This is a genomic window from Pseudomonas alcaligenes, assembly GCF_041729615.1.
GTDB lineage: Bacteria > Pseudomonadota > Gammaproteobacteria > Pseudomonadales > Pseudomonadaceae > Aquipseudomonas > Aquipseudomonas alcaligenes_B.
Genome location: NZ_CP154874.1, coordinates 3,308,723 through 3,322,962, shown reverse-complemented (window position 1 = coordinate 3,322,962; position 14,240 = coordinate 3,308,723). Strand labels below are relative to the sequence as shown.

At 65.1% G+C, this 14,240-nt stretch carries 8 protein-coding genes; 2 read left to right on the top strand and 6 right to left on the bottom strand.

Translation table 11 applies throughout. The annotated features are described in order from the left end of the window. Positions 1–105 precede the first annotated feature (105 nt). Together AAG092_RS16030 and AAG092_RS16025 are read left to right on the top strand one after the other, a co-directional pair. Complete coding sequence (locus AAG092_RS16030) at positions 106–1,509, top strand: MBL fold metallo-hydrolase RNA specificity domain-containing protein (RefSeq protein WP_373387437.1); 1,404 nt, start codon at positions 106–108, stop codon at positions 1,507–1,509. A gap of 174 nt (positions 1,510–1,683) precedes the next feature. Beyond that, a complete protein-coding gene (locus AAG092_RS16025) occupies positions 1,684–2,763 on the top strand; it encodes an LOG family protein (protein WP_373387435.1) in 1,080 nt (359 codons plus the stop codon). Between the two features lie 69 nt (positions 2,764–2,832). On the opposite strand, the gene recX is transcribed toward AAG092_RS16025, so the two are convergent. From recX to AAG092_RS15995, 6 genes are all read right to left on the bottom strand, one after another. After that, positions 2,833–3,297 (bottom strand): recombination regulator RecX, encoded by a 465-nt coding sequence (gene recX / locus AAG092_RS16020; protein WP_373387434.1) that lies wholly within the window; start codon positions 3,295–3,297, stop codon positions 2,833–2,835. A gap of 10 nt (positions 3,298–3,307) precedes the next feature. Then, entirely contained in the window at positions 3,308–4,357 is a 1,050-nt protein-coding gene (gene recA / locus AAG092_RS16015) for a recombinase RecA (protein WP_110681538.1), read from the bottom strand. Between the two features lie 87 nt (positions 4,358–4,444). Next, entirely contained in the window at positions 4,445–4,945 is a 501-nt protein-coding gene (locus tag AAG092_RS16010; RefSeq protein ID WP_373387432.1) for a CinA family protein, read from the bottom strand. Positions 4,946–5,183: 238 nt separating this feature from the next. Next, positions 5,184–8,387 carry an EAL domain-containing protein gene (locus AAG092_RS16005; protein ID WP_373387431.1) on the bottom strand — a complete coding sequence of 1,068 codons (3,204 nt, stop codon included), beginning with the start codon at positions 8,385–8,387 and terminating at the stop codon, positions 5,184–5,186. Continuing rightward, a complete protein-coding gene (locus AAG092_RS16000; protein ID WP_373387430.1) occupies positions 8,384–8,839 on the bottom strand; it encodes a response regulator in 456 nt (151 codons plus the stop codon). The genes AAG092_RS16005 and AAG092_RS16000 overlap by 4 nt, the downstream gene beginning before the upstream one ends. After that, positions 8,836–14,238, bottom strand: coding sequence for a PAS domain S-box protein (locus AAG092_RS15995; protein ID WP_373387429.1), 5,403 nt, complete (start codon positions 14,236–14,238; stop codon positions 8,836–8,838). Before AAG092_RS15995 ends, AAG092_RS16000 begins: the two co-directional genes overlap by 4 nt. Positions 14,239–14,240: the final 2 nt, after the last annotated feature.

The following is a 14,240-nucleotide window of genomic DNA, read 5'->3' as shown; positions in this document are numbered from 1 at the left end:
CTGCCAGTCTAGGCAGGCCACCGTGCCCGAGTGCTGACCTGCATCAAGACGCGCGGACGCGCCAGGGTGCAACCTGCCAGCCATCATCGTGAAGAAGGACTCTCCATGGCCCTGCTCAGCTTTCTCGGCGCCATCCAGCAAGTCACCGGCTCCTGCTACCTGATCGAAAGCCGCGACGGCGCGCGGGTGCTACTCGAATGCGGTCTGCGTCAGGGGCGCCGCGAGGATGAGGAAGGCAACCGCCAGCCCTTCCCCTTCGACCCGCTGACGCTGGACGCGGTGGTGGTCTCCCACGCCCACCTGGACCACACCGGCCTGCTGCCCAAGCTGGTGAAGGACGGCTACCGCGGGCCGATCTTCGCCACCGAAGCCTCCTGCGCGCTGATGGAGCTGATGCTGCTGGACGCCGCGCACCTGCAGGAGAAGGACGCCGAGTGGGAGAACAAGTGGCGCGCGCGCCTGGGCAAGGCCGCGATCGAGCCGCTGTACACCACGCGCGATACCGAGCTGGCCCTGCAGCTGCGCCGCCCGCTGCCCTATGGCCGGGCTACCGAAGTGGCCAAGGGGGTGCAGGTAACCTTTCACGATGCCGGCCACATCCTCGGCTCGGCCATCGTCGAGGTGGAGGTGCAGGACCATCACCTGCAGCGCCGCCTGGTGTTCTCCGGCGACCTCGGCAACACCTGTTCGCCACTGATGCACGACCCGGCCATCCTCGATCGCGCCGACGTGGTACTGCTCGAGTCCACCTACGGCGACCGCGACCACCGCTGCAGCGAAGACACCCTCGACGAGCTGGCCGGCATCCTGCAGCAGGCCCATCGCGACGGCGGTAATGTGCTGATTCCCTCCTTCGCCGTCGGTCGCACCCAGGACCTGATCTACTACCTGGGCCGTTTCTATCAGGAGGGACGCCTGCCACAGCAGGCGGTGTTCCTCGACAGCCCCATGGCGATCCGCGCCAACGCCATCTACTCGCGCTTCCACGAGCAGTTCAACCCGGTCGACCGGGCCGCCCTGCAGGCCAAGGGGGTCAGGCGCGTCGAGGACTGGCTGCCGGTGCTGCGCTGCACCGAGTCGCCGGAAGAGTCGATGGCGATCAACCGGGTCAAGAGCGGTGCCGTCATCATCGCCGGCAGCGGCATGTGCACCGGCGGACGCATCGTCCATCACTTCAAGCACAACCTCTGGCGCAGCGAATGCCACCTGGTGTTCCCCGGCTTCCAGGCCCGTGGCACCCTCGGCCGCGCCATCGTCGACGGCGCCAGCACGGTGAAGCTGCTGCACCAGCGCATCGCCGTGAGGGCCCAGGTTCACACCCTCGGCGGCTTCTCGGCGCATGCCGGGCAATCGCAGCTGCTGGACTGGGTCGCCCACTTCGAGCACCGTCCCGAGCTGTACCTGGTACATGGCGAGCTGGAGAAGATGCAGACCCTGCAACAGGCCCTGCGCCAGCGCCTGAACTGGATCGCCAACATCCCCGAGCCGGGCGAGCAGATCGCCCTGTGACGCCGCACGGCGCCTGAGCCCGAGTCATCCGGTTACAAAAGCCCCTGGGTTACCCTGCAACCCGGGGCGTCTTTTGTCCGTCATAACGTCATGGTCCGGGCCATACTCTCAGACAGGGTCTGGCGCCACAGGACGTGGCCGCGACCGGACCTGCATCAGAAGAAGGAGAAGTCTATGCCTTACGAACCGGACGATTACCTGTCCCGGCACTTCCAGACCAGCGGAGTCGACCTCAGCAGCCACATCGAGCAACTCACCGCCCTGGTCGTCCCGCCTGCCAGCCCCAACCTGCCGCTGTACCGCGAAATGCTCACCACCGTGATCCGCATGGCCCAGGCCGACCGCAACCGCTGGGACGCCAAGATCATGTTGCAGACCCTGCGCGAGATGGAGCTGGCCTTCAGCACCCTCGAACAGTTCAAGCGCCGGCGCAAGGTCACGGTATTCGGCTCGGCGCGCACGCCCGCCGACCATCCGACCTACCGCCTGGCCCGCGAACTGGGCCAGACCCTGGCCCGCCTCGACCTGATGGTGATCACCGGCGCCGGCGGCGGCATCATGGCAGCCGCCCACGAAGGCGCCGGTCTGGAAAACAGCCTGGGCTTCAATATCACCCTGCCCTTCGAGCAGGGCGCCAACGACGTGGTCAACGGCAGTGCGCACCTGCTGTCGTTCCACTTCTTCTTCCTGCGCAAGCTGTTCTTCGTCAAGGAAGCCGATGCCCTGGTGCTCTGCCCCGGTGGTTTCGGCACCCTGGACGAGGCGCTGGAGGTGATGACCCTGATCCAGACCGGCAAGAGTCCGCTGGTGCCCATCGTGCTGCTGGACGAACCGGGCAGCAGCTACTGGGAGCACTTCCAGGACTTCCTGCGCATGCAGCTGCAGGAGCGCCGCTACATACTGCCCAGCGACCTGCAGCTGGTGCGCCTGGTGCACAGTGCCGAAGAGGCCGGCCAGGAGATCGCCCGCTTCTATCGCAACTTCCACTCCTCGCGCTGGCTCAAGGACAGCTTCGTGGTGCGCATGAACCACCCGCTCAACCAGGCCGCGCTGGAAACCCTCAACAAGGAATTCGCCGACCTCTGCCTGGACGGCGGCTACCTGCAGCAACCCTACTGCGAGGCGGAGAGCGACGAGCCGGAGCTGTGCGAACTGACGCGCCTGGCCTTCCGCTTCAACGCCCGCGACCACGGTCGCCTGCGTGAGCTGGTGGACTTCATCAACCTGCCGCAGAACTGGGCGCAGAACGCCTAGCCCACGACCTGGCACAGACGCTGAAAAAACGGAGCCCGAAGAGGGGACGCTTCGGGCTCTAAGGGGAAATCAATCCAGGCTGGCGCCGCGCAGCAGACGACCTATCTGCTCCTGGGAAAAACCGCGATAGCCGAGAAAACGCGCCTGCTTGGCCTTCTCGCGCATGTCCTGCGGCAACTGGCCGGCGAACTTGCGCTGCCACAGTTCGCGCAGCTGCTCGCCCCAATCCACCTCAGCCTCGCTCAGCGCCTGCTCGATGGCCGGTCTGGGCAGGCCGCGCTGGGCCAGTTCCTCGCGAATGCGCATGGGCCCGTAGCCGGCCCGTGCACGGCTGGCCACGAAGGACTCCAGGTAGCGCACCTCGGACAACAGGCCCTCCTCGGCCAGACGCTCGAGGGTGGCCGCGATCAGCTCATCCGGCGCGCCGCGCTGGCGCAGCTTGCGGGTCAGTTCGACCCGGCCATGCTCACGCCTGGCCAGCAGGTCCATGGCGGCACGGCGCACGGCGACCGGCGTATCCAGCACAGCGCCCATGGCCGTCGACTCAGACGTCCAGATCGGCCATCTCGTCGGCGTCTTCCTCGACCGCACCGCGCGCCGCAGCGGAATCCACCAGCAGCTTGTCGCGGATGATCTTCTCGATGGCGCCACCCACTTCCGGGTTGTCTTCCAGGTACTTGGCGGCGTTGGCCTTGCCCTGGCCGATCTTGTTGCCCTGGTAGCTGTACCAGGCGCCGGACTTCTCGACCAGACCCAGCTGCACGCCCAGGTCGATGATCTCGCCGGTGCGGTAGATGCCCTTGCCGTACATGATCTGGAACTCGGCCTGGCGGAACGGCGGGGCCACCTTGTTCTTCACCACCTTGACGCGGGTTTCGCTGCCGACCACCTCGTCGCCTTCCTTCACCGCGCCGGTGCGACGGATGTCCAGGCGCACCGAGGCGTAGAACTTGAGGGCGTTGCCACCGGTGGTGGTTTCCGGGTTGCCGAACATCACGCCGATCTTCATGCGGATCTGGTTGATGAAGATGACCAGGCAGTTGGCGTTCTTGATGTTGCCGGTGATCTTGCGCAACGCCTGGCTCATCAGGCGAGCCTGCAGGCCGACGTGGGAATCACCCATCTCGCCCTCGATCTCGGCCTTGGGCACCAGCGCGGCCACGGAGTCGACGATGATCACGTCCACTGCATTGGAGCGCACCAGCATGTCGGTGATCTCCAGGGCCTGCTCGCCGGTGTCCGGCTGCGACACCAGCAGATCGTCGACGTTGACGCCCAGCTTGCCGGCGTAGTCCGGGTCCAGCGCGTGCTCGGCGTCGACGAAGGCGCAGGTGGCGCCGGCTTTCTGGGCTTCGGCGATGACCGACAGGGTCAGGGTGGTCTTGCCCGAGGATTCCGGACCGTAGATCTCGACGATCCGGCCCTTGGGCAGGCCGCCGATGCCGAGCGCGATGTCGAGGCCGAGGGAGCCGGTGGAGATGGCCGGGATGGCCTGGCGCTCGTGGTCGCCCATGCGCATCACGGCACCCTTGCCGAACTGCTTCTCGATCTGGCCCAGGGCGGCCGCCAACGCGCGCTTCTTGTTCTCGTCCATTTCCATCCTCACGTGATCAAAGGGAGCCGTACGCTCACCAACAACTGTATAAGTAGACAGTAGTATTCCATAAGGCAAATCGCTCGCCTACCCCTGAACCGGATTTTCTCCCGCCGTCAGTCGGAGCAAGCCCTGCAGCGCCCGTTCGACCGTCTGCCGGCGTACCGCCTCGCGGTCCCCGGCGAACTGGCAGCGCTCGGCGAAGCTGCGCTCGCCATCGGCCCAGGCCAGCCACACCGTACCCACCGGCTTTTCCGCCGAGCCGCCGTCGGGGCCGGCGATGCCGCTGACCGCCACGGCGAAGCGCGCGCCGCTGTGGCGTCGGGCACCAGCGGCCATGGCCTCCACCACTTCGCGACTGACCGCACCGACGCGCGGGAACAGCTGCGCCGGCACGTCGAGCTGGGCAGTCTTCTGGGCATTGGAATAGGTGACGTAGCCGGCCTCGAACCAGGCCGAGCTACCCGCGATGCGGGTGATGGCCTCGGCGATGCCGCCGCCGGTACAGGACTCGGCGGTGCTGACCTCGGCGCCCAGGGCCTTGAGCCGAGCCCCCAGCTGCTCGGCCAACGACGTGATGGAATCCATGTGCTCTCCGGGAGGTTCGGGCAGGCTGGCTACCCTACACCAGGCGCCCTGGCGATTGCAGCGGGGCCGGCCAACATCCGTGATTTCTCGGCCCCGGGAGAGGCGCCCGCGACGACAGATCCCGGATAGTCCTTCGCACCGAGAACATCAAGCAGGGCGCCGGCTCAGGCACCAACCGAGGGGGTCCCTTGCGGCCTCGGCGGTGAAACTGCCGGCCTGGTCTCGGCCGCCTGTGCCGCTAGCTGTTCGCATCACGGTCCACACAGAGCTCCCTGAAGGCCTGAGCGATATCCTGACGCAGAAGCTCGTCATCCCAGGGTTTGGTGAGGAACTTATAGATCGCGCCCTTGTTGATGGCATCGGTCACCGACTTGAGGTCGGTGTAGCCGGACAGCACGATACGAATGGTATTCGGGTAGAGGTCCTTGACCCTGCTGAGGAACTCGGTCCCGTTCATCTCGGGCATTCGCTGGTCGGAAAGAATCACCTGGACATCATGCTTGGCGAGCAGCTCGAAGGCGTCCTGGGCACGCGTGGCCATGAGGATCTTGTAGCCGTCACGCCGCAACACCCGCGCCAGGGCGCGCAGGATATTCTCCTCGTCATCCAGCAGCAGCACCGTCTGCACCTGCTCCTCGGACCCCACGGCGGGGGCGGGCTCATGCACCAGCATGCGCTGACGCAGGTACTCCTCGACCGCGGAGAAAGGCATCGGTTTGGCGAAGTAGTAGCCCTGGAACTCGTCGCAATGACTCTTCTTGAGGAAGGCGAACTGCGGCTCGGTTTCCACCCCCTCGGCGATGACCTTGAGCCGCAGATGGTGCGCCATCGAGATGATGCCCTGGGTGATGGCTGCATCGTGGCGGTCACTGATGATTTCCTGGACGAAGGAACGATCGATCTTGACCTTGTCGATGGGCAGGCGCTTCAGGTAGTTGAGGCTGGAGAAGCCGGTACCGAAGTCATCGATCGCGATGCGCACCCCCAGCTCCTTGAGCCGGTGCAGCGTCTCGATTGCCTTGTCCGCGTTATTCAGCAGGACAGTCTCGGTGATCTCCAACTCCAGCATATCGGCGCCGAGGCCATGCTTGTGCAGCATCGCCTGTACGCTCTCGACAAAGTTGCTGCGCTGAAACTGCACCGGGGAGATGTTCACAGCGACCGAGGGGCCCTTCATGCCCTGCTCGCTGAGCAGACGTATCTGCCGGCAAGCGGTGTCGAGCACCCACAGGCTGAGCGGAATGATCTGCCCCGTATCCTCGGCCACGGGCACGAATACGGCGGGCGAAACGAAGCCCTGGGTCGGATGCTGCCAGCGCAGCAGCGCCTCCAGGCCGACCACTCGACCACTGCGCCCATCGATCTGCGGCTGGTAATAGAGCTCGAAGTCCTCGGCCTCGATGGCCTTCTGCAGCTCGTTGCGCAGATTGACCCGCTCGCTGACACGCAGATTGAGGTCGTTGGTGTACCACTGGTAGTTGTTGCGCCCTTCCTGCTTGGCCTTGTACATGGCCAGGTCGGCCTGCTGGATCAGCTGCATCGGCTGTTCGAGATTGCCGTCGCTCAGCGTGATGCCGATGCTGGCCGTCACATGCAGGTCGATGCCCTGAATGCGATAGGGCCTGGAGATACTCGCGATCAATCGCTCCGCGACCGGAATCACATCCTCTTCCACCGCCAGGTCGGGCAACAGGACGATGAATTCGTCGCCCCCCATGCGTGCCACCGTGTCACCGGGGCGCACCTGCTCACACATGCGCTTGGCGACCTCGATCAGCAGCAGATCGCCGAAGTTGTGCCCGATGGAGTCGTTGATCGGCTTGAAGCCATCCAGGTCGATGAACATCACCGCCAGGCTGCGCTGATAGCGCAGGGAAATCTTGCAGCCCTGGCGCAAGCGGTCCTCGAGCAGAGCCCGGTTGGGCAGGCCGGTCAGGACATCGTGGCTGGCATTGAAGCTCAGCTCATCCTCGAAGCGCTTCTGCTCGGAGATGTCATTCTGCACGCCGACGAAATGGGTGATCACGCCCTGCTCGTTGAAGATCGGCGAGATGTACAGGTCGTTCCAGAAGGCCTGGCCGTCCTTGCGGAAGTTGCGCACCACGACATGAACATCACGCGCCTGGCTCAGCCCGCGACGGATCTCTTCCACGCGCATCGGGTCACGCGACTGGCCCTGGAGAAACCGACAGTTGCGCCCCAGCACCTCTTCCTGGCTGTAGCCGGTGATCCGCTCGAAGGCAGGGTTGACATAGATGATCGGCATGTCGGCAGCGCAGGCATCCACGATCACCACGCCGTTGTAACTGGCCTCCAGGCTACGCTGCAGCAGGCGCAACTGTTTTTCCGATTCCTTGCGATCGGCGATATCACGCAGCGAGAGCAGCTGCGCCGGCTCCCCCTCCCAGTCCGTCCGGGAGTTGTGAATTTCGACCTCGACCTGCACGCCACCAGGCAGGGGCAGTGTCCACTCGATCAGACCCTCCTGCACGGGCGGCAGGGGCAGGTAATGCTCCTGCAACTCCTCGGCGCTCAACTGCAGCAATGCCTGGGCCGCGGGGTTGGTGTAACGCACGCTGCCCTTGCCATCGATCACCAGCAGTGCATCGCGGTTGTCGTTCAGCAACTGGCGAAAGGCCTGCTCACGTAGGCGTGCCTGCTCGCGCGCCACCTGTTTCTCGGTGACGTCGATGGCCAGCACCAGGCAACAGGACTGACCGTCGAAGTCGAAGTCATGCACCAGGATTTCGGCAAACAGCTCGCGCCCGGACTTGTGCCGGTAGCACCAGACTCCGGCGGAGGGATCGACGATGCGCTCGCGAATGGACGAATGGAAATACGCCAGGAAGCGTTCGCGCTCCTGCTCGGTGCGGATGTCCAGGATCGTCATGTCGAGCAGTTCATCCTGGCCGTAGCCGAAGAAATGCGCCGCCGCCTGGTTGACCGCCACGAAACGCAGGCTCTCCCGGGAGAACACCCACATCGGCTCGGGATTGGCCTCGAAGAGCAGGCGGTAACGCATCTCGCTCTCGGCCAGTCTGGCCATGGCCTGGCTGCGATCGATGGCGTAGCGCACGCTGCGCAGCAGCTGCTGGCTGTCGAACTGGCCCTTGACCAGATAATCGGCGGCTCCCTGCTCGATGGCCGTGGCATCCAGACGTGCATCGCCCTGACCGGTCAGCAGAATGATCGGCAAGCTGACGCCCGCCTGGCGGGCCTGGTGAATCAGCTCCAGGCCCGTATCCGAGCCCAGGCGATAGTCGACCAGATACAGGTCGTGCTCCTGGCGGCAGATCGCTTCCAGGCCCTGCTGGAAATCGCCACACCAGTCGAGGCTGACCTGCTCCTGATGGGAGCCACGTAGCAGATCGCGGGTGATGACGAAGTCATCCTCGTCGTCATCGACCAGCAGCAGGCGCCAATGCGTTTCTCCTCGGGTCATGCACCCGTCCCCTCGAGCGGCAGCTCGACAATATCCAGCCAGTAGCGACCGAGCGCACGGATGACCTCGATGAGCCCGGAATAGCTGACCGGCTTGGTGATGAAGGAGTTCACCCCTATATCGTAGCTGCGCAGGACATCCTCCTCGGCCGACGAGGTGGTCAGGATGACCACGGGAATGGAACGCAGCGCGGCATCGGCCTTGATCTCCATCAGGGCCTCCCGACCATCCTTCAGCGGCATGTTGAGGTCCAGCAGGATCAACCCCGGCATCGGGAAACGCTGTTCGTCGTTGTAGGGCGGGCGGCGCTTGAGGTAGTCGAGCAGGGCTTCGCCGTCGTGCACGAAGTGCAGCCGGTTGGCGATCCGGCACTCGCGAAAAGCCTCGCGGGTCATCAGGCAGTCATCCTGGTCGTCGTCGGCGATCAGGATATCGACGATCTTGGTCTTCATGGCGAGTCCTTGTTGATCCGCGGGAAGGTGATACGAAACACGCTGCCCTGGCCTGGCTTGCTGCTGGCCGTGATACTCGCGTTGTGCCGTTCAATGATTTTTTTGACAATCGCCAACCCTATCCCGGTTCCCGAGTAGGCCTCGCGGCCATGCAGGCGCTGGAAGGGGTTGAAGATGCGGTCCAGGTATTTCTCGTCGAAACCTATGCCGTTGTCGGCGATGCACAGGGTCCAGCCGTCGTTGGCTGCCGGCTCGGCATAGATCCGGATCAGCGCTGAGTTGCCAGGTGCCTGGAACTTCAGGGCATTGCTCAGCAGGTTCTGGAGCACCTGGCGCAACTGGCTGGCATCGCCCAGCACGGCGGGCAATGGCTGGCGCTCGATGCGACAGGCCGCCTGTTCGATGCCGGCCTCCATGTCCAGCAGCACATCATCCAGAACCCGCTCCAGCTCCACGGGCTGCAGCGACTGCCCACGGGTGTTGACCCGCGAATAGTTCAGCAGGTCGATGATCAGCGCCTGCATGCGCGAGGCCGCCGAAGTCATGCGCTGCAGGTAGTCGCGCCCCTCCTCGTCCAGCCCGTCGGCGCGGGCGGCCAGTCGATCGGAGAAGGCCTGAATCTTGCGCAGCGGCTCCTGCAGGTCATGCGAGGCGACGAAGGCGAACTCCTGCAGTTCACGGTTGCTGCGCTCCAGTTCGAGCAGGGTCGCCTGCAGCTCCTCCTCGGTGCGCCGGCGCTCGGTGACATCGCGGAAGTAGACCGCCAGCCCCTCCTCCGAGGGGTAGGCATGCACCTCGAACCAGCGCTCCATGGGCGGATAGTAGGACTCGAAGTGTGCAGCCTGGTGATCTTCCATGGCCTGCAGATAACGCAGGCCGATCTCGCTTTCGCGGGCGCCCGGAAATACCTCCCAGATTTCCTTGCCGAGCATTTCATCGACCGATACCCGCAGCTGCTGGGCGGCCTCCTGGTTGACATAACTGAAGCACCACCGGGTATCGATGGTGAAAAATGCATCGGTGATGCTCTCCAGGGTATTGGTCAGCCTGATGGCCAGGCGCTGCACCTCGCGCTGGGCGCGTTTGCGCTCGCTGATATCCTGCAGCGCCCCCGATATGCGTACGATGCGCCCCCCCTCGTCGCGCACGGCCTGGCCGGCCAGGCGCGCATCCAGCAGCATGCCACTGGCATGGCGGATTTCCACATCGAGATCGAAGCCCTGCCCCTCGGCGATGCAGGCCTCGAGAGCGGCAATGATGGTGGCACGATAGTAGGGCGGATAAAGCGCCAGCCCGTCCTCCAGGGTCGGGACGCTGCCCCGTTCGAAGCCCAGCAGGCCGAACATTTCCTCCGACCAGACCACCTCGCGACCGGGCAACTCGATGCTCCATCCGCCCAGTCGGGCGGTTCGCCCGGCCATGCTCAGGATCAGGTTGTGCTGGGCGATCTGATCCTCGATGGCCTTCTGCTCGGTGATATCGCGGGCAGCACAGTAGATCGCCCGGTCCTCGCCCAGCGCAGCGCTGAACTGCAGCCAGTGCGGACGACCGCGCCCGTCCCAGACGCGGATGGTCAGATCGCGGATCAGCTCGCCATCCTGCAGTTGCTCGATGGCCTGCAGGACCCGCTCACGGTCCGCCGTGTCGATCAGTTCTATGTAGGGTTGCCCGACCAGGGCCTCGGCGCTGTAGTGCAGAGTGCTGGCGAAGGCCAGGTTGACCTGGATGAACAGCCCTTGCAAGTTGACCATGCAGAACAGATCCAGCGACAGGCTGAAGAACTGGTTGCGCTCGCGCATGGCCTGCTCGGCGCGGCGCTGCACGCTGACATCGCGCAGCGCCACCACCCAGCCCTGGGCACCGGCGAGGCCAATGAGGGGGCGTGCGTCATAGTGCAGGGTCAGCCCCCTCAGCTCGAACTCGCCGCGGTTGCCCGTGGTCGCCTCCCAGCTCTGAAAATTCAATGGCAGCAGCTGCTGCATCTGCTGCCCGAGCGGGTCCTGCTCGGCCACCAGCAGCTTTCTGGCTGCCGGGTTGATGAAGGTCAGTACGCCCTGCTCATTGACGGCGAGCAGCCCCTCGGCCAGACAGTCGGTGATGGTGGACGTGAAATCCAGCTGCGTCTTGAGGCGTTGCTCGGCCGCCATCAGCTCGTTGAGCAGACGGTTGTTCTCCAGGAAGGAAACGGCCATCTGGGCGAACTGCTGCACGATCGTCAGGTCATCGGCATCGAACTCGCCGTCCATCTTGTCCGACAGCTGCAGCAGCCCCAGGTTGCCACCGCTCTTGTCGATCAGGGGCACGGCCAGCCAGCCACGCATGGGCGGATGCGCCGCGGCATGCGCACCGAAGCCACGCCAGCGCGGATGCCGCTCCAGCTCGTCCTGGGTCAGCATCAGGGGCTGGTTGGTTTCACAGATCAGGGCATAGATGCCGCTGCCGTCCGGGATGGCCGCGTAATCGCGCCAGGCGGCATATTTGTCCGATAGCGCGACCCCATTGATGGACTGGCTCCAGTCCGCCCCCCGAGTCAGACTGAGCACGGCCTGGTGCGCGCCAACCACCACGCGCACCTGTTCCACCAGGTAGTCGATCAGGGTCTGGTGATCGTGCAGCTTGGCCGTGGCGATCGCCGCCGCGCCCAGGCCGCGCAGTTGCTCGGCCTGGCGCTCGCTGCGGGCCAGGGTGCTGTTCAGCTCGGCGGCGATGCGCTCGCGCTCGGTGATGTCCTTGGCCAGGCCGAACACCCCGACTATCTCGCCCTCCACCATGATCGGCAGGTTGCTGACATCGAGGTGCAGCTGGCTGCCGGCCGCATTCTGGATTCGTATCTCATAGCGCTGGGGTATACCGCGGCAGGCCGAGGCGAAGTGCTGCAAGGCGCGCTTCAGGTCCTCGGCCACCACCAGTTCGGCGAAATGGCGCCCGATGACCTGCTCCTCGCGCAGCCCCGTCAGCTCCATCCCGGCCCCGTTCATGCTGAGAAAGTGCCCCTTGAGGTCGAAGGCGAAGACCGGGTCGGGGTTGAAGGTGAACAGGGAACGGAAGCGCTGCTCGCTCTCCTGCAACTGCTGGCGGTCGCGGGCGCGGGCGATGGCGATTGCCGCCAGTTGCGCGGCCATGGCCAGGCACTGGATCTGCTCGTCGCTGGGGGCATGCGGCACCTTATGGTACATCGCCAAGGTACCCAGCACCTGACCATGGTGGGAAATCAGCGGGAACGACCAGCAGGCACGCAGGCCATGGGGCCTGGCCAGGTCGCGATAGTCCACCCAGAGCGGGTCGGTCTCGATGTCCTCGACCACCACTAGCTGGCGACGATAGGCCGCCGTGCCGCAGCTGCCGGCATTGGGGCCGATGGCGGCACCATCGATGGCAAGGTTGTAGGCCTCCGGCAGGCTCGGTGCCGCCCCTGTATACAGCTGCTTGCCCTCGGCATCGAGCAGCAGCACCGAGCAGAAGGCCTCCGGTTCCTGCGCCTCGATCATATGGCAGACGGCCTCGAGCGTCTCGGACTGCGGGCGATCCATGGAGATCATGCCGAGTATGTCGCGCTGGCTCTCGGTGAGGGCCTCGTTGTGCACCACTGCGGTGATGTCGTGGGCCACGGCGAACAGGGTCTGCTCTTGCTCCGACCAGTCGGCCGACCAGAGGATGTGCAGGATGCGGCCATCGCGGTGCCGGTAGCGGTTGCGAAAACCATAGGAGGGCCGCCCGGCCATCACCTCGGCGGCTTCCATGCGGGTCAGCTCATGATCTTCGGGCAACACCAGTTCCAGATAGGGACGTCCGACCAGCTCCTCCTGCCGATAGCCGAACAGCTTGACGCAGGAGGGGCTCACTTCGAGAAAACGACCCTCGCGGTCGAAGGAGCACAGCACATCCTGGGTGAACTCCATGATCCGCTGGTTGAGCGCCTGAGCCTTGAGCTGGCTGGCCAGGCTCAGTTGCAGCTGGTCGTTGGCCTGTTGCAGACGAGTGGCACGCTCGATGGCCAGGCCACCCAGGCGCTGGCTGAGCATCAGGAAGAAGCTCAGGACCAGGCCGAACAACATGATCAATGCCGGCAGCAGGCGGGCCGTGTTGAGGGTGACCGAATCGTCGATGTAAGACACCAGCCGCCAGCGCTGATCGTGGTGGAAGTCGATGAGACGCTCGCTCACCGGCGTATTGAAGCGCTGCCGCCCCTGGCTCCGGGAGGCATAGATCGGCATTCCGTCTTCATACACCCTGACGATGAAGCCACCCAGTTCGTCGCCCAGCAGCTCTGCCAGTGCCCCCTGAATATTCAGCGTGGCGATCACCAGCCGTGGCGCATCGCCGCGAATGCGCAGGGAGCTGACCAGCAAGGCATTGGCCCCGACCCCGTCGGGGCGCTCGACGGCGCGGCTGATGTGGGGTAACTCATCGGCCAGGGCATGGCTCAACCACTCGACCTGCTCCGGGCGGGCCAGGAAGGCGCGTAGCCAGAGGCCCTGACTCTCATCACGGGCCTCCAGCCAGTAGGGCTGCAGCCGTTCGTCCAGCACGCCGACCAGGTACAGGTTGGGGAAGTCGCGCAGGTAACTGCGCGCCTCCTGCTGCCAGTAGGCCTCCGATGGCAGGGCGCCCAGCGCCTGCCAGCGCTCGGCCAGACGCTTCATCAGGTCCAGGCGGTTCTGCAGGGTCCGTTCGGTCAGCGTCTGCACCTTGGACAGCAGCAGATCGCTTTCCCGGGTCAGGGTATCGATGGTTTGCAGGCTCAGCAGATACCAGCCACCACAGGTCAGGGTTGCCCCCAGCGCTCCGGCCAGCAGCGGCAGGCGCCAGACTCGCGCGTCGGGCCGCGCGTCCTGCAGGCTGAGCAGGATGATGGCGCCGCCCAGCAGGAGGGTGAACAGATTGGCGATATGGGTCGAGGAGAATTTGAAACCCAGGCTGAGCATGCCCGTGGCCGGCAGTTCCCAGGAGAAATGCGCGGCCACTGCCAGCAGCATGATCGCTACGCCGATCACCCGGGCCACGCGCCTGGCCGGCCGGGGGCCCAGGCACAGGCAAATGGCAATCGCACTGACCAGCAAGGTGGCCACCAGGGCGCTGCGCATGCGCATGAAGCCGGTCAGCAGTGAGCGGCCGCCATCCGAGCCGCCCTCCAGATGGTTGTGCACCAGGGTGTACAGGGTGCAGCCGACCAGCAGCGCCACAAACAGCCAGAGCGGACGCCAGGCCCGACGCACGGCGCACAGCAGCAGTCCGCCGAGCAGGGCCGACATGATGGCGCTGTCCGGCAACAGCACCACCGTGTGCACGGTCGGCTCATCCAGCCCCAGGTAGCCGACCAGACTGATCAACCCCATGGCCAGCAGGGCGAATGCCAGCACATGCAGGTAGGCCTCTATGATCAGCTGGCGGGTGCTCATGC